The sequence below is a fragment of the Paenalicyclobacillus cellulosilyticus genome (genome assembly GCF_014647315.1).
Classification (GTDB): Bacteria; Bacillota; Bacilli; order Alicyclobacillales; family Alicyclobacillaceae; genus Alicyclobacillus_J; species Alicyclobacillus_J cellulosilyticus.
In genome coordinates this window covers 1-21,556 of sequence record NZ_BMOY01000032.1, presented here as the reverse complement: position 1 = coordinate 21,556, position 21,556 = coordinate 1, and the positions used below count along the sequence as shown (strand labels likewise).

Genomic DNA, 21,556 nt, shown 5'->3' with positions numbered 1-21,556 from the left:
ATGGTTCAGGTGGGCGGGCGTGCAGCCTGCTTTTTACTTTGAGAACGTGGAGGACTTGGTTCATGCACCATCTATGCATCGCCATCGATGGTCCGGCCGGTGCGGGCAAGAGCACTGTGGCAAAAGAAGTGGCCCGGCGTCTGGGCATCGTGTACGTCGACACAGGGGCGATGTACCGGGCGGTGGCATGGTTGGCGCTGCGCCACGGGGTATCACCAGCGGATGAACAGGGGTTGATCCGGCTGCTCCGTCAGCATGAGCTGCGGTTTGAACGCAACGGACACGGGATGTTTGATGTGTACGTGGACGGAGCGAACATCACCTCTGAACTCCGTACGCCCGAGGTGTCGGCCGCGGTGTCTCAGTTGTCCGCGCATCCTGAGATCCGGCGCATTCTTACGGAATGGCAGCGCAGTTTCAGCCGCTCGCAAAGCGTGGTGATGGACGGGCGCGACATCGGCACGGTGGTGATGCCCGATGCGCCGGTCAAGATTTACCTGACGGCAGATATCCGGGAGCGTGCGCGCCGCCGGGCGGATGAACTGGCTGCCAAAGGGTTTTCCGTCTCCGTGGAAGAACTGTTGCACAGCCTGCGCGAGCGGGATGAGCGGGATACGTCGCGCGCCTGTGCGCCGCTTCGGCGTCCGGACGACGCGATATGCATCGATTCCACGGATATGACGGTGGACGAGGTGGTCGAACGGATCCTTTCGATTGTCCGGCAGGTGCATCATGGCTGAGTTGCACGATCCGCGCCGCGATGGATTCTATCGTTTCTGCCGCGTCGTCGTGGTTTCCTATTTCAGATTGGCATACCGGTGGCGAGTGGTCGGTGCGGAAAACATCCCGGAAGAAGGTCCTGTCATTCTGGCGAGCAACCACATACATAACCTCGATCCTCCGTTGATCGGCTGCTGTACCACCCGTTTCGTCCACTTCCTCGCCAAGGTCGAACTGTTCCGGTGGCGACCGCTGGTTCGGCTGTTGACGTATCTGGGCGGCATCCCCGTTCGCCGTGGAGGAAACGACAAGCAGGCCATCCGACGCTGTATCGAGGTCACGGCTGCGGGCGGGTGTTTGTGCATTTTTCCGGAAGGACACCGCTCCCGCACCGGACGTTTGTTGCCGGCCATGCCGGGGGTTGTGCACATCGCGCGCCGGGCCAATTGTCCCATCGTCCCCATCGCCATCATCGGTCCCTACCGTTTTCGCGGACCGCTGACCGTGCGCATCGGTGAACCCATCACCGCGCGGCCTGACGATACAAACGAGGCGTTGTTGGAGAGACTAATGCAACGAATCCAGGCCTTGCTGGACGAAGGTCACGCTGACCGCCCGTCGGAGAGAGCATCGGGATCTGGTTCGGGATGAAGGAGGTCGTCGTCATGACGGAAGAGTTGCGGGATGTGACACAGGTGGAAGAAAGCGCTGGGATGGTGCACGACGCCCCAGGCGGCGCACCGGAGTATGCGCCGGGACAACAGGTTTCCGCCACCGTTACCGGTGTTGAGGATAAACGCGTGCTGGTCACGCTGTCGGACGGCAAGACGCGGGGAGTCATCCCCATTCGCGAGTTGTCCGTCCTGCATGTGGATCATCCGAGCGAAGTGGTGTCACCGGGCGACGTGATTGAGGCGGTGGTGTTGCACTTCGATCAACGCACCGGGCAGTGGGTGTTGTCCAAGCGCAAGGTCGGAGAAACGGAAGCATGGCGGCGGCTGAAGCAGCTGTACGACAGCCAGGAGACGTTTGACGTGGTGGTCCATGACGTGGTCAAGGGCGGTCTCGTGACCGACGTCGGGGTGCGCGGCTTCATCCCTGCTTCCCTCGTCGACGTCCAGTTCGTCGAGAACTTGGAACAGTTCAAAGGCCAAACGATCCCGGTGAAGGTCAACGAGATAGACCCGGAGAACAACAAGCTGATCCTCTCCCGCAAGGCGGCGCTCGAAGAGCAACAGCGGCAGGCGGTGAAGGCGCGTCTCGAATCCATCCGGGTCGGCGATGTCTTGACCGGTACGGTGGCCCGCTTGACGAGCTTTGGCGCGTTTGTCGACATCGGCGGCGTCGACGGACTCGTCCACATCTCCGAGTTGTCGCGGCAACATGTGCAGCATCCGTCGGAAGTGGTCAAGGTCGGCGATACGGTGCAAGTCAAAGTCCTCGCGGTCGATCCCGATGCGGGACGCGTGTCGCTCTCCATCAAAGAAGCAGGTCCGGACCCCTGGACGACGTATCTTCACGAATTGCGCGAGGGGGACGTGATCTCGGGCGTGGTGCGCCGTGTGGTCGACTTCGGTGCATTTGTGGAGGTGCGGCCTGGCTTGGAAGGGTTGGTGCACGTCTCGCGGATCTCGCATCAGCACGTCGAGAAGGCGACGGACGTGCTGTCGCCTGGCCAAACCGTCCAGGTGAAGGTCCTGGCCATCGATCCGGAGCGGCGCCGGATCTCGCTCTCCATGCGGGACGCTCAGCCGCGGCGGGGCGGCCGTGAGACCAAGTCGTTCGAGGCCGGTGCGGATCAAGCGAGCGGGGTCACCTTGGGAGACCTGTTCGGAGACTTGTTTAAGCGTTCATAAACGTCGAGGAGCCAGCACAACGAAACGAAAATCAGGGCACCGCGCCGCGGTGCCCGTTTGTTTGACGGAGGGGCCGAGCCTGGCTCATAATGGACGAATGAGGTGAAGCCCGTGCCGAAGATCACGAGGGTTCATCCTGGTTCGCTGGCCGAAGAGCTTGAGCTGGCGCCAGGTGACGAGATTGTTCGCATCAACGGCCAGCGCATCAAGGACATTGTGGACCTGCAGTTCGCACTGGCCGCTGAGGAATTGGAAATCGAGGTCCGGAAAGCGAACGGCGAAGTCTGGGTGCTCGAGGTGGAAAAAGGGTACGACGAAGGGCTCGGCGTCGATTGGGAGTATCCGACCGTCGACCGCATCCGGCTCTGTCACAACAAGTGCGTGTTTTGTTTCGTCGACCAGATTCCGGGCAACATGCGCCAGACGTTGAACGTGCGCGATGACGACTACCGATTGTCGTTTCTCCACGGCAACTTTGTCACCCTGACCAACGTCAAGGACGAGGAGTTGCAACGGATTGTCGATTTGCGCATGTCGCCGCTCAACATTTCGGTGCATACCACGAATCCTGAACTGCGGGTGAGAATGCTCGGGAATAAGCGATCCGGCGAGATCATGCGCCAGATCAGGTTTCTGGCTGAGCACGGGATTGAGATGAACACCCAGGTCGTCCTCTGTCCCGGATGGAATGACGGCGCGGAACTCGACCGCACCATTGCGGACCTCTACCCGTTGTATCCGGCAGTCCGGACGCTTTCCGTCGTCCCGGTCGGACTGACCAAGCACCGCCGCGGCTTGCACAAGCTGCGTCCCTTCACGCCGGAAGAGGCACGGCAAGTCGTGGCCCAAGTGGACATGTGGCAAGAGAAGCTTCGGCCCATCCTCCATGCCTCGTTTGTCCATGCGGCGGACGAGTTTTACGTCTTGGCGGATTTGGACGTTCCGCCAAGTTCTTATTACGATGAATTCGCACAAACCGAAAACGGGGTTGGGGTCATTCGCCGTTTTCTCGACGAACTCGAGGAAATCTGGCCCCATGTCCCGCGCGCGTTGCCTGTCCCGCAGCGCAGCGTGGGCGTGGTGACGGCCGTCTCAGCAGAAAAAGTGATCCGGCAGTCTTTACGCCGCCTCGCGCATGTGCCCGGGTTGCGCATCGAGGTGTTTCCTGTCCGCAACGACTTTTACGGACACCACGTGACGGTGACCGGACTGTTGACCGGCCAGGACATCGTCCGGCAGCTGCAGGGGAGACTAAACGGCATCGATACCCTGTTGTTACCCGATATCCTGCTCAAGGATGACGAGGATGTGCTGCTGGACGACTATACCGTCGATCAGATCCGGTCGGAACTGAACATCTCCGTCACGGTGGTGCCTGCGACGGCCACCGGTTTGATGTACGGTGTGATGGGTTACACGCAATCCCTGCCGCCGCGGCGCCGTTATGAGGCCACGCTGCGGATGATGGGAGAACGAATGGTACCGGGCGGACCGTGGCCGGCGGCGTCGTTCGAGAGGATGCCCGAGCAGCAAGTGGGAGGATGATGCCATGGCCTTGCCCGTGGTGGCCATCGTCGGCCGGCCGAACGTCGGAAAATCGACGTTGTTCAATCGGTTGATCGGAGAGCGGATCTCCATCGTCGAAGACACGCCGGGGGTTACGCGCGACCGCATCTACGGTACGACCGATTGGAACGGCCGCAGCTTTCATTTGATTGATACGGGCGGGATCACCTTAGACGGCGTGGACGAGCTGCAAAATTTGATCCGGGTGCAGGCGGAATTGGCCATCGATGAAGCGGACGTCGTCATCTTTGTGGTGGACGGCCGCGAAGGCCTGACGGTCGCCGACCGGGATGTGGCCGGGTTGTTGCGCCGTGCGGGGAAACGGGTGGTCTTGGCGGTCAACAAGCTGGATCATCCGCATCACTTTGGGGCTGCGTATGAATTTTACGAACTTGGTTTCGGGGAACCCATCCCGATTTCCGCCGAGCACGGCGCGGGCACGGGCGACCTGCTCGACGCGGTCGTCTCCCTGCTCCCTGCCGCGGAGGAAGCGCCGCAGGACGAAGACGCGATTCGCGTGGCGCTCATCGGTCGGCCGAATGTCGGCAAGTCTTCCCTCATCAATGCCTTGGTGGGGGAAGAGCGCCTGGTCGTCAGTCCGGTCGCGGGTACGACGCGCGACGCGGTCGACACGCCGGTCGAAGTGGGCGGCCAGAGATACATCTTGGTGGACACAGCGGGCATTCGCCGCAAAGGCAAGGTGTACGAAACGATTGAGCGTTACAGTATTTTCCGCGCACTGCGCGCCATCGAACGGGCGGACGTGGTGTTCGTCGTGATCGACGGTGCCGAGGGCATTACCGAGCAAGACAAACGGGTGGCCGGACATGCCCTCGACGCCGGGCGGGCCATGGGGTTTTTGGTCAACAAGTGGGATGTGGTGGAGAAAGACGACAAGACGGCACACAGGTTTGAAGAGGCCATTGCGTCCGAATTCCCGTTTATGCGTTGGGCGCCGGTGTTGTTCGTATCGGCACGGACCAAACAGCGGATACACCGCATCCTGCCGTTGGCACAACGGCTGGCAGAATCGCACTGTATGCGGGTGTCGACTTCTACGCTGAACCTCGTGATCCAGGATGCGGTGCGCACCGTCTCTCCGCCGAGCGATAAGGGCCAGCGGTTGCGAATTTATTACGCGACCCAAGTGGGCGTCAAACCGCCTGCGTTTGCCCTGTACGTCAATGATCCGTCCCTGATGCATTTTTCGTACGAGCGGTACTTGGAGAATCGACTGCGCGAGGCGTTCGGTTTCGCGGGAACGCCCATCCGGCTCTCCGTCCGCGCCAGGTCCTAGCGGCCCGCGCGGACCATCGCGCGGGCGCGGTGGCCATGGCCGCAGGTGGCATAGGCTGACGGGGGTTTGACGGGGGTTTGGGAAACGACATGTGGTTGCTCTGTTTGTTGTTCGCGTACGGGATCGGATCCATCTCGACCAGTACCATCGTCAGCCGGGTGGTGGCGCGCATCGACATCCGGGAACACGGCAGCGGCAACGCAGGGGCGACCAACACGGTGCGCGTCCTTGGCTTGAAATGGGGGCTTGTCGTACTCATCGCCGACGTCGCCAAAGGGGTCATCGCTTCCTTGCTGGCGATGGGATGGGCACACGGGACCCCTTGGGTGGTGTACGCGGCAGGCATCGCGGCGATTGCGGGCCACAACTGGCCGGTGTTCTTCGGCTTTCGCGGGGGGAAGGGCATCGCGACGGCCATCGGGGTATTGTCCACATGGATGTTGCTGCCCGCCTTGGCTGCAGGTGCTGTGGCCGTGGCGCTGTTGCTGCTCACGCGGTACGTCTCCTTGGCCTCGCTGATGTTCACCATCTTGACGCCGGCATTCGGCGTTTGGTTTCATGCCCCGTGGGGGGCCGTCGCGGCGTCCGCGGTCATCGCGCTCCTCTCGATCTACCGGCACAGGCAAAACATTGTACGATTGGCAAAAGGAAAAGAACATCGCATTTTCCACAGGCAAGAAACCAGGATGACCGGCAAATAACAGGTAACCGGCAAATCAAGGGGATGCGCGCGGCTGTCCGTGGGGGGGAGGAGCGTGAGGATTGCAGTTCTGGGCGCGGGGAGTTGGGGAACCGCCATCGCGACGTTGCTGAGCCGAAACGGCCATGACGTGCGGCTTTGGGGGCGTCAGTCCGCGGCGGTCGATGACATCAACTTCCGTCATGAGAACCACCGGTATCTGCCCGGGGTGCGCCTCCCCGACCAACTCCTCGCGACGACCGACCTGGCGTGGGCGCTCGCCGGAGCACAGACGGTATTTTTCGTCGTCCCGTCGACCGCCATGCGGGAGGTGTCCCGGCAAGCGGCTCGGTTCATTCCGGCCGATGCGCTGTTGGTCCATGCGGTCAAGGGATTCGATGTCGCATCCGGCCAGCGGATGAGCGAGGTATTGCAGGAAGAGACAGGATGGGACACACGGCGGATGGCGGTGGTCTCCGGCCCCAGCCACGCCGAGGAGGTGGTGCGCGGGTATCCGACGACCGTCGTGGTGGCGAGCGTTTGCCAGGAGACCGCAGAGACCGTTCAAGACGTCTTGATGAGCGCCACGTTTCGCGTGTACACGAATCCGGATGTGGTCGGCGCGGAGCTTGGCGGATCGCTGAAGAACATCATCGCCATCGGGGTCGGGATCGCAGACGGTTTGGGATACGGAGACAACGCCAAAGCGGCGCTCATGACGCGCGGGTTGGCCGAAATTGCGCGCCTGGGCATCAAGATGGGCGCCTCGCCATGGACGTTTGCCGGCTTGGCGGGGGTTGGCGACCTCATCGTCACCTGTACCAGCCGGCACAGCCGAAACTTCCGCGCCGGACGCCTGCTCGCTTCCGGATTGTCTCTTGCTGACGCGATGAACGAAGTGGGGATGGCTGTGGAAGGGGTCCCGGCGACCAAGGTGGCCGTCGCGCTCGCGGCGCGCCATGAGGTCGACATGCCCATCACGCAGGCGACGTACGACGTGTTGTTCGGGGGTAAATCGCCTCAAGATGCGGTCAAAGAGCTGATGGGCCGCCCCCGCGCGCACGAAGTGGAGGACGTGGCCGTCCCGCTGTATGCGCGCTGGTTGAGTTGACCCGTCGCATTCGTTACACTAGGAGCAACACCCTTCGTACATAGGAGGCGCAGCCCACGATGCCACGGCGCGCAGCGCCAAATGGGAGGGACATCCCGTGAGTCATATTCCGTCCAATCTGAAGTATTCGAAGGAACATGAATGGGTGCGCGTGGAAGGAAACCGCGCGGTCATCGGCATCACGGATTTCGCCCAGTCGGAGTTGGGTGACATCGTGTTTGTCGACTTGCCGCAAGCGGGGAGCACCGTACAAGCCGGCTCCACGTTCGGCAGCGTCGAATCGGTGAAAACCGTTTCGGACCTGTTTGCTCCTGTCAGCGGCCGCGTGGTGCGCGTCAACGAATCGCTGGCCGACCGCCCGGAACAGGTCAACGAAGACCCGTACGGCTCCGGTTGGATGATTGAAGTGGAAATGGACGACCCGACCGAATTGGATCAACTCCTCGACGCGGAAGGGTACCAAGCACATACAAGCGATTGAACGGGTGCTTCTCCGTTCCATCCCGCACCATCTCTCCTCATGCTCCATGGTCATCCTGCCCGCAGGTGGTCCCACGCCCGAGCACAACCTGGATGGCAAGTCCGGTTGTGCTCGTTCTATTTTCACGGCTCGGCCATATAGATGAGGGTGAAACGAACGCTGCGTCCCCCGCGGCATATGACAGTCGGCGCTGCATATACATGGTACTGTCCTTATCCAGTGGACAGCGTCCCGTGGACGTGCGGCTGTCAGTGGCGCGCGGGAGGATGTGGAGCTGATACATCCGTCTACGCCGGTATGACGGCAGAACTTGGCCTGATGACGGCGCGGCGTCGTCCCGGCGGCCACGGTGGCGTCTGCGCTCCCGAGTGTCAGGTCTGCGCGACGAGGAGGGGAACTCGTGGAAAAGTTCGACGTCTTTAAGGACATTGCGGAACGGACGGGGGGAGACATCTACATCGGCGTAGTCGGCCCCGTGCGCACTGGCAAGTCCACGTTCATCAAAAAGTTCATGGAACTCGTCGTTTTACCCAATATCAAGGAAGAGGCCGATCGCGTCCGCGCCACGGACGAGTTGCCGCAAAGCGCGGCCGGCAGGACCATCATGACGACGGAGCCGAAGTTCATCCCCAATCAATCGGTCGCGATCCAGGTGGCCGATGGGCTGGACGTGAACGTGCGCTTGGTCGACTGTGTCGGCTACGCCGTGGAGGGTGCGCGCGGATACGAGGATGAAAACGGCCCCCGGATGGTCACGACGCCCTGGTTTGACGATCCCGTCCCCTTTCAGGATGCGGCCGAGATCGGAACCCGGAAGGTGATCACCGATCACTCCACCCTCGGCATCGTCGTGACCACGGACGGGACCATCGCCGAGATTCCGCGCGAAAGTTACTTGGAGGCGGAGGAACGCGTGGTGGCCGAGCTGAAGGAGCTCGGCAAGCCGTTCGTCATCATCGTCAATTCTGCACATCCGGACCATCCGTACGCCCAAGACCTGCGCGCTCAGTTGGCCGACAAATACGACGTACCGGTGCTCGTCTTGTCCTGTGCAACCGTGACGACGGACGACATTTACGCGGTGCTCCGCGAAGCGCTGTACGAGTTTCCGGTGCGGGAGGTGAACGTCAATCTGCCGAGCTGGGTGATGGTGCTCGATGAGGACCATTGGCTGCGCCAAAAGTTCCACACCTGCGTCGAGACGTGCGTCCAAGACATCCGGCGCGTCCGGGATATCGACCGGGTGGTGGCGCAATTTGCGACATACGAGTTCATCTCCCATGCAGGACTTGCCCACATGGACATGGGCAAGGGGATCGCGGTCATCGACTTGTCGGCTCCCGATGAGCTGTACGACCAGGTGCTCACAGAGATCGTCGGCGTCAAGATCACCGGCCGCGATCAATTGTTGCGGATGATGAAAGAGTTCGTCCATGCGAAGCGCGAGTACGACAAGGTTGCCGACGCGCTGCGGATGGTGAAACTCACCGGGTACGGCATCGCCCCGCCGGCGTTGGAAGAGATGACGCTCGACGAACCGGAACTCATCCGCCAAGGGTCGCGGTTCGGCGTCCGGCTCAAGGCGACCGCGCCGTCCATTCATATGATCCGCGTCGACGTCGAATCGGAGTTTGCCCCCATCGTCGGCACGGAGAAGCAGTCGGAGGAGCTGGTGCGTTATCTGATGCAAGACTTCGAAACCGATCCGCTGAAGATATGGGAGAGCGACATCTTTGGAAAGTCCCTCGCCGCCATTGTCCGGGAAGGCATTGCCGCGAAGCTGTCGCTGATGCCCGAAAACGCCCAGTACAAACTCCGCGAAACGTTGCAACGGATCATCAATGAGGGAAGCGGCGGTCTCATCGCCATCATCCTGTAAACGCACAGGTATAAATTGCGCCTCTGCGGAAACAACGATGATCAGATTCCCAAGTTTCTCCTTGGCAGAGGTGAGCGTATGAACAAGGCGGAATTGGTGCAGGCCATCGCGGAGCGGACCCGGATTGCGAAGAAAGACGTGGCGGACGTGGTGGACGTGATGATGGACGTGATCGCCGAAACGCTGGCCAGAGGGGACAAGGTCCAGTTGGTGGGGTTCGGGCACTTTGAAATCCGCGAGCGCCGTGCGCGCAAGGGGAGAAATCCCCAGACGGGCGAGGAGATCTTGATCGCGGCAAGCCGCGTGCCGGCATTCCGGGCGGGCAAGTTGTTGCGTGAAGGCGTGCGTTGACAGAAGGAGGATGATCGCGGAGGCGGCCATGGGGTTGCAATCACGCGGCCGTCTCCAACGCAGGCCCGACCGGCGTGATCGCATGGCGAAGCGCAACCGGTCGCGATGGCATCCTCATGGGGAACCCTGCCGAGGGATGCGGGCATTGCGTTTGTCCGGGACGTGCATTATAATGATTCCTGCGGTAGCGGTCATCGGGATGTAGCGCAGCCTGGTAGCGCGCTACCTTGGGGAGGTAGAGGTCCCGGGTTCAAATCCCGGCATTCCGACCAATGAACCAGCGTGTTGCACGCTGGTGTTTTTCATTTTTGGAGGCGGTGGCGCACCGGCGCAGCGCCGGTTCGTCACCTGGCGAGGAGCGGGAAGACATGGGCGAGGCTTCGGTCCTTGGCGAGTATTTTGTCATTCATGCCCTGGAGAACGGGGTGCAGGTCATCGGCTTGACGCGCGGTCCGGAGACGAAGTTTCACCATGCGGAGAAATTGGACAAGGGTGAGGTGATGCTCGCTCAATTCACCGAGCATACCTCGGCCATGAAGATCCGCGGCAAAGCCATACTGTATACCAAGCACGGCATCATCCGCACGCATGACGACGGCTGATCCGCTTCCAGACTGGGCCGCTCGCGGTGTGGTATAATACGGCTTGCCTGATGTCATGCGGATGCAAAGGACAAGACCGTCGGCGACGGACCGCCCGTGCGGGATTGTGACGCGAGAGGATGGAACCTTCGGTGGCGATGACAGACCTGACAGAAGCGTTGTTTGACCGTGTGCAGCGCAAGGTTCAACAGTATATGCACCATCCGTTTCTGCGGGCCTGTCAGATTCGCCAGACTGTGAGCCGTTTTCATTTTGACACGGCGTGGGCCATCCTGCAGGCGGCGGGGTTTTCGGCGGCGGAATCCCAACCCATCCTGGAGGCTGTGTTGCTGCTTCATCAGGGCTTGGCCATCCACGATACGGTGGAGGAACACACCGGGACCGCGCGCCAGCTGGTGGTGCTCGCGGGGGATTACGACAGCAGCCGGTATTACTGGGTATTGGCCCGTTCCGGTCATCCAGGGTTGCTGCCGGCGCTTTGTGAAGCGGTCGTGCAAATCAATGAAGCCAAGATGATGTTGCACGGGGATGGCGGGTCGGTTCCGCCGGAACAAGCGCGCGAACTTTGGGTGACGGTGCACGGCGCGCTGTTGTTCGCGTTGGCAGATCACGTGGGGTTGTCGAACGACGCCAAGCGGCAAGTGCGTGCGTTGGTCGAGGCGTTTGCGTTGGATGCCGAGGTGCGCCGCCTGCGCGGGCCGCGCGGGTTCTCCTTTCGGCAAGCGCATGAGTGGATGGCGGACGCGTTGGAAAGGTACGTCCACCTGCCGAAACACGCCGTGGTGGAGCCGCTCTATTCCCTGCTCATCGATTATCTGGTGGGGATGAAGCGATGGATGGAGAAGCAAACGTTCGCCGAGGGCAACCGTTGATGGTGGCGAAGGAACAGAAGGCGTCGTTCGTGCATGAGGTGTTCGCCCAGATTGCCGGCCAGTATGACTGGAAGAACTCGGTCTTGAGCTTTGGCCAACATAAAGTGTGGCGTGCCGTGGCGATGCGGAAGCTGCGGGTGCCGCCGGGCGCCCGGGCGCTCGATGTCGCGGCCGGGACCGGAGACTGGAGCTTGGCCCTCGCCAAAGCGGTGGGTGCGAACGGGCACGTGACGGGGCTTGATTTTTGCGACGACATGCTGGAGGTGGCGCGGCGCAAAGCGGCGGCGCGCGGACTTGCGGACCGAATCTCCTGGGTCCATGGCGACGCCATGGCGTTGCCGTTTCCGGATGATACGTTCGATGTGGCGACCATCGGCTTTGCCCTGCGCAATGTCCCGGATGTCGTCCAGGTGCTCCGCGAGATGCGCCGGGTGGTCAAACCGGGCGGCAAGGTGGTTTCCTTGGAGTTGTCGAAGCCGGAGTGGCCGGTGTTCCGTGAGTTGTATTATTTTTACTTTTACAAAGTGGTGCCGCGGCTCGGTGCATGGCTCGTGGGCAAAGAGGTGCCGTACGCGTGGTTGCCGGCGTCCTTGACCGATTTTCCGGACCGGCGCGGCTTGGAACAACGGTTTCGCGAGGCGGGGCTGACGCGTGTTGTGAGCTACGCCCTGACGGGCGGGGTGGCGGCGCTGCACATGGGTTGGAAAGACGAGGGTTAAGGCGGGGGTGCGATGGACGTTCGCGAAGTCTATGCGCGCTATGAACCGGAGATGCGGCAGGTGGATCGCATCCTGCGGGAAGCGGTCGCGTCCGCCCATCCCCGCTTGACGCACGCGGCCGCGCACCTGTTGGAGGCGGGCGGCAAACGCGTCCGGCCGTTGTTGGCGCTCATCTCCAGCCGCGCCGGCCAAGGCCCGACGGAACGGGTGTACGCCGCCGCAGCGGCGCTGGAGCTCGTCCACATGGCGACGCTGGTGCACGACGACGTGATTGATGACGCCGACCTGCGGCGGGGGCGGCCGACCGTACGCAATCAGTACGGGGACCGGGCCGCGATGTACACGGGAGATTTTTTATTTGCCCGCGCCATCCAACTGCTCTCTCGCGTCGCGGATGTCGAGGTGCACCGGGAGATGTCGGATGTGATGGTGCGCATATGCGAAGGCGAGATCGAGCAAATCGAAGACTTTTTCAATTGGCAGCAGAGCGTGCGCGATTACCTAAGGCGGGTGGAGCGCAAGACCGCGCTGCTCATTGCCGCCAGCTGTGCCGTCGGCGCGATGGTGTCCGGGGCGGCGCCGGAGGCGGTCCGGCGTTTGCGGCGCTTCGGCTATTACACCGGCATGGCGTTTCAGGTGATTGACGACATCCTCGATATCGTCGGCGATGAGCAAGAGCTCGGCAAGCCCGTGGGCGGGGATCTGCGGCAGGGCAATTTGACCCTGCCGGCGCTGGTGGCTGCGCAGACCGGCGCCCGTGAGGCGTTGCGGAGCTTGGTCAAGGCGGATGTCGCAGCGGAGGAAGCGGAAGCGGCCCTGCAGCTGGTGCGCACCTCTCCCGGCGTGTCGGTGGCGCGGCGGGTGGCCGAGCGCTATATGGCGAAGGCGATGCGAGAGCTCGACGCCGTGGCCTTGCCTTTTGTCCGCCGCGATCTCGCCGCGGTCGCGCGGTTTTTGAACCAGCGGCGCTTTTAATCCCGGCGCGCGCCGCCGCACCGCGCTCTTTTGCGGCTTGTTTTTCTCCCGGCGACAGGTCGCAACCGGTTTGAATCGTCCGCGTGGGTTTCAGTACAATAACACCGCGTACATCATGCGGCCCGCCGGGCCCGTCGCGATGAGGAGTGGTGGTTTTTGGCAATCGAACAGACGTTTGTGATGGTCAAGCCCGACGGGGTGCAACGCGGTCTGATGGGAGAGATCATCTCCCGTTTTGAGCGCAAGGGCTTGAAGCTGGTGGCCGCGCGCCTGATGCAGGTATCGCGCGAACTGGCGGAAGCGCATTATGCGGAACACAGGGAGCGCCCGTTTTTCTCCGAGCTCGTTCAATTTATCACTTCTTCTCCTGTGCTGGCCATGGTATGGGAAGGGGAGAACGCCGTCGCGGTCGCGCGGTCGCTGATGGGGAAAACCAACCCGGCGGAAGCGGCACCGGGCACCATCCGCGGCGATTTCGGCCTGACCATCGGCATGAACGTGGTCCACGGCTCCGACTCGCCGGAAAGTGCGGCGCGGGAAATCCAGCTTTGGTTTGACGGCGAGACCCTCCGCTACGACAAATCGGTCGAGGTGTGGATCCGCTGATCTGACCCTGTTTCGGGCAGAGCGTGGAACACGACGCGCGGCCCGCGCCGGGGCGGTGTGCGGAGAAACACCGTCAATTGCGAGCGCCGCGCGCGCACCTCGCGTTCCCCTTCCGCCACGAACCGCGGGACCTCCCGAAATGACCACCACGTGGCATGCACGTTCGGTTCAAGGACGAACAGGTCCGGACCATCCACATCGTTTTCAATGGATTCCTTTAAGAGGATTTCAAACGAACGAACCAGCACATCGATGAACGTCTGCGGTTCCCAGTCCATGTCCAGGTGATGGAGATTGACGGCGAGCAGTTTCTGGCAACCGACCTGGCGCAGGACGTGAACCGGCACATAATGCCGAAACGCGCCGTCGACGAGCAACCAAGAGCCCATCTCCACGGGCGTCAAGAGCCCGGGCAACGAACAGCTGCCCAACACGGCAGCCGTCACGTCTTGAACTGGGCAGGCGATGCCGCGGGCGATGGCCGCGATGTCGTTGGTGAACGTGACCGGGCTGCCGGTGCGCAGGTCGGTGGCGATGATGTAGAACGGCAAAACGGGGGTGCGCCCGCGCAAAAGTTCAGCGATGTAGGCAGCGAGCCGGTTCCCCCGCACCAAGCCGTTTGGCAAGCGCCTGGGGCGTCTCCCGGCCGCCGCCAGCAGCAACGACCAGGCGGAGCTGAGGATGGGGAAGCCAAAATCGAGCAGCCTGGGACCGGGGAACCAATCCACCAAGCGCTTCAATTCGTCCGCCGAGTACCCGTGGGCGTACAGCGCGGCGACGAGCGATCCGGCGCTCGTCCCGGCGACACAGTCCGGGTGCACCCCGAGCTCAGCCAACGCCGCCAGCACACCCACGTGTGCCGCCGCCTTGAGCGTTCCGCCGCTCAACGCGATGCCGATCCGCATGGCACCATCATCCACCCCACGCAGGGATGTATATGCGCGGGCGGGGCGGGATATCCGCATCAGCCCGCTCGCCCGTGTGCAACGCCGAATCGCAAGCGGATGGGCTGGCGATAGACGGCTGCCGCCTCGGCTTGGGTCAGCATCCCTGCATCCACCATGTTGTCGAGTACCACCCGTTCACGGGCGCGGGCCAAAGAGAAATGGCGCAACGGATCGTAGACCGAAGGCGCGTTGGGCAGACCGGCGAGCAGCGCCAATTCGCCCGGATTGAGCGACCAAGGCGGGCGGGCGAAGTAAGTCTGCGCCGCGTTGTAAAGCCCGTACGCACCATGACCGAAATACACCACGTTGCAGTACATGGTCCACACCTCCTGCTTGCTGAACACGTCGTACAGCCCGATGGCGTAGAAGACCTGGCGCAATTTCCTGCCGATGGTCTTCTCCTTGCTGTGCAGGAGGAGGTTGTCCGCCAACTGTTGGGTGATGGTCGATCCGCCCTCCACATAGCCATCCCGTTCCACGTCGACGAGGAGAGAGCGCAGGATCCCCAACGGGTCGATGCCAGGGTCCCACGCGAAGCGCCGGTCTTCGGTCGCGATGACCGCGTGCCGGAAGAACGCGGGGATCTCATCAGCCTGAACGGGATGCACGCCGTACTGCCGCACAAGTTGCGCGAGCGCCGCTTCCGCCCGCGGCCGCAGTGGCCGCACTTGGACGAAGTAGATGTACAACGCGCTCCAAGCGAACGCGAAAGCCAAAAGCACGGCGCCGCAGATGACGAGGAAGGTCCGCATCCGGCGCCGGATTGCGCCTCCTTGTGGACGCGCGCGCATCCGGATGCGCCGCGACCCTGCTTGCTTAGCCCCGCCGCGGCCCCGGCGGGGCCCGTGCTCAGAGCGTCTCGATGATGTTCCGCGCCACATAGACACCGCTGCTCGCCGCCTGCGAGATGCCGCGCGAGATGCCAGGGCCGTCCCCCGCGCAGTACAGTCCTTGGATCTTCGTCTGCAACCGCCGGTCCACGTCAGCCCGCGCGGCGTAAAACTTCGCTTCGACCCCGTAGAACAGGGTGTGCTCGCTGGCGATGCCGGGGGTGACGTGGTTGAGCGCTTCAATCATTTCCATCAATGCCACCATCGTCTTGTACGGCAGGACGAGCCCAAGGTCCCCCGGTACCGCTTCCTTCAGGGTGGGCTCGATGAACCCTTCCCGGATCCGCTCCGGGGTGCTGCGCCTTCCTTTCAGCAGGTCGCCGTATTTTTGGATGATGATTGATCCGTTGCTCAGTTCGTTGGCATGGCGGCAGATCTGGCGCGCGAACTCATTGGGCCGGTCGAACGGTTCGGTGAAGCGATGGCTGACCAACAGCGCGAAGTTGGTGTTCGGCGACGCCAGCTTCGGGTCTTTGTACGCATGGCCGTTGGCTGCCATCACGCCGGTGTGGTTTTCCACGACCACGTATCCGGACGGGTTGGCGCAGAACGTCCGCACCCGCAATCCGGTCGACGGAGAATTGAAGATAAACTTGCCTTCGTACAGGTGCTCGTTGATCTCTTGCATGATCACGTTGGACGTCTCGACGCGCACGCCAATGTCGACTTGGTTATTGGTCATGCGCAAGCCGTAGCGTTTGAACAGGTCGGACAGCCATGTCGCGCCGTCCCGCCCGGGCGCGAGGATCACGTTCTTCGCGCGGATCTCCTCGCCGTCGCGCGTGCGGACGCCGGCAATCCGTCCGTCATGAAGCAGCAGGTCTTCCACGAACGTCCGGAACCTTATCTCAATTCTCTGGGACAGGTAGTCGAAGATGCTGGTCATCAACTCCAGGTTGCGGTCGGTGCCGATGTGGCGGACGCGGGCGCGCAGCAATTTCAAGCCGGCTCCGGCCGCGCGGCGCTCGATGCGCGCCACCGCCTCCGTCGTGGGATCCGTGATGGTGTCGGGCGCGCCATGGCGCAGGTTGATGGCGTCGACATAGTGGATCAGGTCCAAGACCTGCGACGGCGGAAGGTAGTCGGTCAGAAACCCGCCAAACTCGGCGGTGATGTTGAACTTTCCGTCGGAAAAGCTGCCAGCGCCGCCCGCACCGTTGATGACCCCGCATGCCGGCCAACAGCTGGCATACGTCTTGATCCGGTTGGGCGGCGGGCACTTGTCGATCTTCCCTTCCATGATGGGGCAATGGCGGTATTTCGCCTCGACCCCTTTTTCAATCAACAACACCTTGGCGGAGGGCGCCTTCAAGGTGAATTCGTACGCAGCATACAAACCGGCCGGGCCGGCACCGACAATCACCACGTCGTACGTCCGGGACATCAAACCACCTCCCGCGTTGGCCGTCCCTCGGTCGTCTGCAGGCAATCCGCACTGCCTGGAGGCAACCCTCACCATTATAGCGTCTTCCCCTGCCTCCACATCGCCATGCTCCATGGAGGTTTTGTGACGGTGGCGCGGCGGCGCGCCGCCGCACGGACCCGCTGCGTTTGAATCCTGCGGAGGAACGTGGTAAGGTCAGGGCGTACGCATGGATTGGACGAAGGGGGGAGATCCCGTGCACCAAGAACCCGTGCGCCACGAAGCGGTGGAAACCCTGGAAGGATGGTACGTCTGGCACGACTTTCGCCGGATCGATTGGGTGCGTTGGAAGGAAGCGCCGGTCGCGACGCGGACGGCGGCGACGGCGGCACTGATTTCGTTCCACAGAGAAAATTTGGAACACCGCGCCCGGCGGCAAGGCAGTTATGCCGCGTTCGCCGTCGCAGGCAGCGAGGCTGACCTGTTGTTCCTGCACTTGCGCCCGACGATCCAAGAGCTGAATGATTTGAAGTTCCAACTGGCCAAGACACCGTTCGCCGACTACACCTTCCCGGTGTACTCGTACATCTCCGTCGTGGAACTCAGTGCCTACTTGGCGAAGCCGGGTGTCGATCCCATGGCTGACCCGTACGTGGTGTCTCGCCTCCAGCCCGCACTGCCGGACATGCAGTACGTGTGCTTTTACCCGATGAGCAAGCGCCGGCAAGGCAGCGACAACTGGTACATGCTGCCGATGGAAGAGCGGCGGCGCTTGATGAAGAGCCACGGCCAGATTGGACGCCAATACGCAGGCAAAGTGGTGCAGATGATCAGCGGTTCGGTCGGTTTGGATGACTGGGAGTGGGGGGTCACGCTGTTCGCCGACGATCCGCTGCACTTCAAAAAACTGGTCTATGAAATGAGGTTTGACGAGGCCAGCGCGCGTTATGCCGATTTCGGTCCCTTCTACGTCGGCGTGCGCCAAAGTGAACACGATCTGCGCCGTCTGCTCGCCTGCACCTGAGCACCGCGGCGACAGACGGCACACCTTCGGGTCGTGTCCACGGCCCGGCGTGTGTCGAGGCGAAGGCTTTGCGAAAAGGGGATGAGGCGTCATGGACGTGGTCTTGCCGCCGCTCGGCGAACATGTGGAAGCGTGCGTCTTGACCCAGTGGTTGAAGCAAGTGGGAGAGGTCGTCGCGATGGACGAACCGTTGGTCGAGGTGACGACCGACAAGGTGACGGTGGAAGTGCCGGCCGAATGTGCGGGTGTCATCCGCGAACTGCTCGTTCAGCCGGGGGATACGGTCCGTCCCGGGCAAGTGATATGCCGGATTGATCCGGCGGGTATACGATGACGGTCACGTTGCGGAGGGAGGTAAACCCTTCGTGGTCAAACACCGCACGTGGTTGACGGTGGCCGCGATGCTCTTGACCGCGTCTGTGGTGACCGGTTGCCGGATGGGTCCGAACACCTTGTCCCATGTCGCCGCGAACCCAACGGAACCTGCTGCTTGGGCGGTGTACAACGGCCCTTGGCCTGCGCTGTCCGCCGTCGCTTTTCCGGATATCCGCCACGGGTACGTAGGGGGAGACGGACTGGTGCTCGCCACCCACGACGGCGGGGTGCACTGGTACCGGTCGTACAGCGGATCGCAGAGCGTGCGCGCGCTCGTGTTCGTCCATGCGGATACCGGTTGGGCGCTGCTGAGCCATGGCCTGTTGGCCACAGATGATGGAGGACGCACGTGGCGCGGGATGAAACTGCCGCCTGTCCATGACGGCGAAGGCGATCCGTTGCCCGTGACGTACGCCTTGCCGCTTTCCGCGCGCGCGGGGTATGTGGTGTGCGGACACCAGCTTTGGTACACCGCGGACGGCGGCAGACGCTGGGTCATGCGCCTGCCGGCTGTGGACGCCGTGTCGTTTTCCTCCCGGCAGGTGGGTTGGGCGGCCGGGGAAGGACGGGTCTGGCGTACGGACGACGGAGGACGGCATTGGCGGAAGGTGTTCACCGCGCCGCTCGACCGCGGAACACCCTGGTCCGCCCAGATTGCCGGCGTCGGTCGCCGCGCGGCGTGGGTGTTGTGGACATCTCCGGTCGGTGCGGCGGATCAAAACCCGTATGTGGTGTTCGCGACGACCGACGGCGGAGCATCATGGCACTCGGTGTTGGCGCAGCCGTCGTTTCGTACGCTTTTCTACCCGACGATCCGCGTGCAGGAACGCATCGACGCCCAGACGCCGGTGCTGGTCGCCGCCGGCGGGATGCCTTATTTCTTTGGCCGCTGCGCTGCCTGCCGAACGTGGGGAACGGTGTCGCTCACGCGACCGGACGGGCGCCGCTGGCTGCACCTGACCGTGAGCGGGCTCACCGGTGCCGATGCGTTCACCGCATCGTTTGCCGACGCAAAACACGGTTGGTTGGCGGTCACGGTGAGCGACGGAAGCGGGTTGCTCCTTGAGACGGCAGACGGGGGCGTTTCCTGGCGTCCGCTGTGGCCAAAGTCGCCCGGACCGGTGCCGGACAACGTGAGTGCGGCGACCGTCCATCCCATCGTGGCCGATGAAGGACCGTTCGACATCGCGGTCTGGAGCGCTTGGCAGGACGGTGCAGTCAAAACAGGGGATAAGGAGGAACCGTTCTTGGTCGCCATGGGGCAAGGCGATGCGGGCGCAGGCGTGCCCTACGTCGAAGTGACGACGCAACACGCATCCTCGCCCGCCCGCTGGCGCCTCTACCGTTGTCCCAGAGCGGTCGGGAAGGTGGAGATCCGCGCCATCACGAACCATGGGACGGTCGTTCATTTCGCCGGGCCGCGCGTCACCGGTACGTTCAATCTGAGCGATTGGACTTGGCGCCTCACCGTACGGCAGGCGTCGAACCAAGCCGTGGTGGCAGGCGGCGGCGTGACCCCGTCTGCGGCGGCCGGTCCCGGGCGTCCGTTGTTGCCCCAAGCGGCGTTTCCGGCGTCATCGTCGCCGGGCTGACCGTGTGCCGGCCTGCGGCGCCCTCTCCGTCAGCGCGCTTCCGGACCAAAGACCAGACGGTCCTGCGCTGGTGGCGCGGAAGTGTGTTGCGCAGACGGGCGTTCATGCCGCGCCACCTGTAAGTCGAGTGCATGCATCAAGTTGGCGAACAGTTGCATCGTCGTGACGGTGCCGACACCGCCCGGTGTCGGGGAGAGTGCCGCGACCACATCGGCGACCGCCGGATCGACATCGCCGACAATCCGCCCGTCCGGCGTCTGGTTGATCCCGGCGTCGATCAGCACGAGGTCTTTGTGCACCATCTCTTTGGTGATGAGTCCGGCCTTCCCCACTGCGACGAACGCGATCTCGGCTGTTCGCAGGTGAAACGCGATGTCCACGGTCGCCTCGTGGCAGACCGTGACGGTCGCCCGTTCACGCAGCAGCACGTGCAGGAGGGGTTGCCCGACCGTCTTGCCGCATCCGACCAAGGTGACGCGTTTGCCATAGAGCGAGTATCCGTACGCGCGCAGCAACGCGACACACGCCAGCGGTGTGGCTGGGTAGATCCCTGGCGCACCCGTCAAATTGGCCATGCGGTTGGCCGATGTGAGGCCGTCCACGTCTTTGCAAGGGTCGATGGCTTCGACAATCCGCTGCTCGTCCAGGTGAGGTGGCAAGGGTAGCTCCAGCATGACGCCGTGCACCTTGTCGTCCGCGTTCAACCGGGCGATGGATTCTATCAGTTCGGCTTCCCGGACATCGCGGGGAAAGTGCCACACCTGCGCCTCGATGCCGATCCGCCGGGCCGTTCGCACCTTGGCTTCTGCATAACAGGCGGACGCAGGGTCTCCGTCAATCAGCAAGATCACCATCCGCGGCCGCACACCCTCGGCTCGCCACCGCGCGGTGCGCGCGCTGACCGCGGCGCGAATCGTATCCGCCACCGGTTTTCCGGAGAGGGCCATGCCCATCGTGACATCCCGTCCTCTTTCCGCGCTTGGATTTCTGCGCTTGAAAACGCAAAGCCGCCCAGGCAATCCCACGTGTGCCCAGGCGGCCGGCAAGCGAAACCCTGCCGCACTCCCTTGTGGTGTACTCCACGGTTCCGCCAGTCGTGCGACAGCTCGGATGCGGTTGTCCAATTCACGCGCTCGTCAATTCTAAACCGTCCTCAACGGAAATTATACCGTGCGCAAAGGAAGCCCATCAAGCCGCCGCGATCACTCACTTAAAATCTAACTGAAAGGGGTTCAGATCACTCAAATCGAAATCAAACCGAAGGGATCGTTGTGCGAATGTCATTGAAGAGCCGCCGTGAGTATCTGACCAGCATGCGCGAACGCTACGCACAAGCCAAAACCAGAACCCAGAAATCCCAAATTATAGACGAGATCGTCGCCACGCTCGGTTACGCTCGAAAGTATGCGATCACGGTGTTGCGCCACGCGCCCAAAGCCACCGCTCGCCGCCACACCAAGCCGCGAAAACGCAAGTACGAGGCCGCCATGCCCGTGATCCAGCTCATCTGGGAAGCCTTGGACTATCCCTGCGCCGAACGCTTGCATCCGGTGTTGTTATCCACAGCCGAACAACTCGCGGCCCACGGGGAACTCACACTCACCGAGGAGATACGCTCCCAATTGGCAAGCATAAGCCGCCCCACATTGGC

The 21,556-nt window shown here is 62.6% G+C and carries 22 protein-coding genes, 1 tRNA gene, 1 pseudogene and 1 riboswitch; of the genes and pseudogenes, 20 read left to right on the top strand and 4 right to left on the bottom strand.

The features are described 5' to 3' along the window. Positions 1 to 62 precede the first annotated feature (62 nt). From cmk to ndk, 16 genes are all read left to right on the top strand, one after another. The gene (gene cmk, locus IEX97_RS09940) at positions 63 to 740 is read left to right on the top strand and encodes a (d)CMP kinase (protein ID WP_188882736.1); all 678 of its coding nucleotides are present in this window, start codon (positions 63 to 65) and stop codon (positions 738 to 740) included. After that, positions 733 to 1,371 (top strand): lysophospholipid acyltransferase family protein, encoded by a 639-nt coding sequence (locus IEX97_RS09935; protein ID WP_188882734.1) that lies wholly within the window; start codon positions 733 to 735, stop codon positions 1,369 to 1,371. The genes cmk and IEX97_RS09935 overlap by 8 nt, the downstream gene beginning before the upstream one ends. 14 nt (positions 1,372 to 1,385) lie before the next feature. After that, complete coding sequence (rpsA, locus tag IEX97_RS09930; protein ID WP_229776776.1) at positions 1,386 to 2,576, top strand: 30S ribosomal protein S1; 1,191 nt, start codon at positions 1,386 to 1,388, stop codon at positions 2,574 to 2,576. A gap of 111 nt (positions 2,577 to 2,687) precedes the next feature. After that, the gene (locus IEX97_RS09925; protein WP_188882732.1) at positions 2,688 to 4,121 is read left to right on the top strand and encodes a DUF512 domain-containing protein; all 1,434 of its coding nucleotides are present in this window, start codon (positions 2,688 to 2,690) and stop codon (positions 4,119 to 4,121) included. A 4-nt stretch (positions 4,122 to 4,125) separates the two neighbouring features. Beyond that, on the top strand, positions 4,126 to 5,439 hold the full coding sequence (gene der, locus IEX97_RS09920) for a ribosome biogenesis GTPase Der (RefSeq protein ID WP_188882730.1): 1,314 nt from the start codon (positions 4,126 to 4,128) through the stop codon (positions 5,437 to 5,439). Positions 5,440 to 5,528: 89 nt separating this feature from the next. Further along, a complete protein-coding gene (gene plsY, locus IEX97_RS09915; RefSeq protein ID WP_188882729.1) occupies positions 5,529 to 6,140 on the top strand; it encodes a glycerol-3-phosphate 1-O-acyltransferase PlsY in 612 nt (203 codons plus the stop codon). 54 nt (positions 6,141 to 6,194) lie between these two features. Then, positions 6,195 to 7,229 (top strand): NAD(P)H-dependent glycerol-3-phosphate dehydrogenase, encoded by a 1,035-nt coding sequence (locus IEX97_RS09910; protein ID WP_229776774.1) that lies wholly within the window; start codon positions 6,195 to 6,197, stop codon positions 7,227 to 7,229. A gap of 97 nt (positions 7,230 to 7,326) precedes the next feature. Beyond that, positions 7,327 to 7,710, top strand: coding sequence for a glycine cleavage system protein GcvH (gene gcvH / locus IEX97_RS09905; RefSeq protein WP_188882728.1), 384 nt, complete (start codon positions 7,327 to 7,329; stop codon positions 7,708 to 7,710). Between the two features lie 400 nt (positions 7,711 to 8,110). Beyond that, the gene (gene spoIVA, locus IEX97_RS09900; RefSeq protein WP_188882727.1) at positions 8,111 to 9,589 is read left to right on the top strand and encodes a stage IV sporulation protein A; all 1,479 of its coding nucleotides are present in this window, start codon (positions 8,111 to 8,113) and stop codon (positions 9,587 to 9,589) included. A 78-nt stretch (positions 9,590 to 9,667) separates the two neighbouring features. Then, the gene (locus tag IEX97_RS09895) at positions 9,668 to 9,940 is read left to right on the top strand and encodes an HU family DNA-binding protein (protein ID WP_188882724.1); all 273 of its coding nucleotides are present in this window, start codon (positions 9,668 to 9,670) and stop codon (positions 9,938 to 9,940) included. 195 nt (positions 9,941 to 10,135) lie between these two features. Next, a tRNA-Pro gene (locus tag IEX97_RS09890) sits at positions 10,136 to 10,212 on the top strand. A gap of 96 nt (positions 10,213 to 10,308) precedes the next feature. Then, the gene (gene mtrB / locus IEX97_RS09885; RefSeq protein ID WP_188882756.1) at positions 10,309 to 10,542 is read left to right on the top strand and encodes a trp RNA-binding attenuation protein MtrB; all 234 of its coding nucleotides are present in this window, start codon (positions 10,309 to 10,311) and stop codon (positions 10,540 to 10,542) included. A gap of 137 nt (positions 10,543 to 10,679) precedes the next feature. Next, entirely contained in the window at positions 10,680 to 11,414 is a 735-nt protein-coding gene (locus tag IEX97_RS09880) for a heptaprenyl diphosphate synthase component 1 (RefSeq protein ID WP_229776787.1), read from the top strand. Beyond that, positions 11,414 to 12,133, top strand: coding sequence for a demethylmenaquinone methyltransferase (locus tag IEX97_RS09875; protein WP_188882755.1), 720 nt, complete (start codon positions 11,414 to 11,416; stop codon positions 12,131 to 12,133). Before IEX97_RS09880 ends, IEX97_RS09875 begins: the two co-directional genes overlap by 1 nt. 12 nt (positions 12,134 to 12,145) lie before the next feature. Further along, complete coding sequence (locus IEX97_RS09870; protein WP_188882721.1) at positions 12,146 to 13,108, top strand: polyprenyl synthetase family protein; 963 nt, start codon at positions 12,146 to 12,148, stop codon at positions 13,106 to 13,108. 162 nt (positions 13,109 to 13,270) lie between these two features. Beyond that, complete coding sequence (gene ndk / locus IEX97_RS09865) at positions 13,271 to 13,714, top strand: nucleoside-diphosphate kinase (protein ID WP_188882754.1); 444 nt, start codon at positions 13,271 to 13,273, stop codon at positions 13,712 to 13,714. Here the strand turns inward: ndk and IEX97_RS09860 are convergent. From IEX97_RS09860 to IEX97_RS09850, 3 genes are all read right to left on the bottom strand, one after another. Further along, a complete protein-coding gene (locus IEX97_RS09860) occupies positions 13,681 to 14,619 on the bottom strand; it encodes a patatin-like phospholipase family protein (protein ID WP_229776772.1) in 939 nt (312 codons plus the stop codon). The genes ndk and IEX97_RS09860 overlap by 34 nt on opposite strands. Positions 14,620 to 14,678: 59 nt before the next feature. Continuing rightward, positions 14,679 to 15,413 (bottom strand): biosynthetic peptidoglycan transglycosylase, encoded by a 735-nt coding sequence (locus IEX97_RS09855; protein ID WP_188882719.1) that lies wholly within the window; start codon positions 15,411 to 15,413, stop codon positions 14,679 to 14,681. A 97-nt stretch (positions 15,414 to 15,510) separates the two neighbouring features. After that, a complete protein-coding gene (locus IEX97_RS09850) occupies positions 15,511 to 16,935 on the bottom strand; it encodes an NAD(P)/FAD-dependent oxidoreductase (protein WP_188882718.1) in 1,425 nt (474 codons plus the stop codon). A 235-nt stretch (positions 16,936 to 17,170) separates the two neighbouring features. Here IEX97_RS09850 and hemQ point away from each other — a divergent pair, with 235 nt between their 5' ends. The 3 genes from hemQ (at position 17,171) to IEX97_RS09835 (ending at position 19,905) form a co-directional block, all read left to right on the top strand. Then, complete coding sequence (hemQ, locus tag IEX97_RS09845) at positions 17,171 to 17,938, top strand: hydrogen peroxide-dependent heme synthase (RefSeq protein ID WP_229776770.1); 768 nt, start codon at positions 17,171 to 17,173, stop codon at positions 17,936 to 17,938. A gap of 91 nt (positions 17,939 to 18,029) precedes the next feature. Then, positions 18,030 to 18,272, top strand: a complete 243-nt coding sequence (locus IEX97_RS09840) for a biotin/lipoyl-containing protein (protein WP_188882716.1) — start codon at positions 18,030 to 18,032, stop codon at positions 18,270 to 18,272. 31 nt (positions 18,273 to 18,303) lie between these two features. After that, complete coding sequence (locus IEX97_RS09835; protein WP_188882715.1) at positions 18,304 to 19,905, top strand: WD40/YVTN/BNR-like repeat-containing protein; 1,602 nt, start codon at positions 18,304 to 18,306, stop codon at positions 19,903 to 19,905. A 29-nt stretch (positions 19,906 to 19,934) separates the two neighbouring features. Here the strand turns inward: IEX97_RS09835 and IEX97_RS09830 are convergent, their stop codons facing one another. Further along, positions 19,935 to 20,852, bottom strand: a complete 918-nt coding sequence (locus IEX97_RS09830; RefSeq protein WP_229776768.1) for a bifunctional 5,10-methylenetetrahydrofolate dehydrogenase/5,10-methenyltetrahydrofolate cyclohydrolase — start codon at positions 20,850 to 20,852, stop codon at positions 19,935 to 19,937. Between the two features lie 75 nt (positions 20,853 to 20,927). After that, a riboswitch (ZMP/ZTP riboswitch) is annotated at positions 20,928 to 21,013 on the bottom strand. A 169-nt stretch (positions 21,014 to 21,182) separates the two neighbouring features. Between IEX97_RS09830 and IEX97_RS09825 the strand changes: the two are divergent. Next, positions 21,183 to 21,556: pseudogene (locus IEX97_RS09825) on the top strand (DDE-type integrase/transposase/recombinase); the annotation flags it as partial.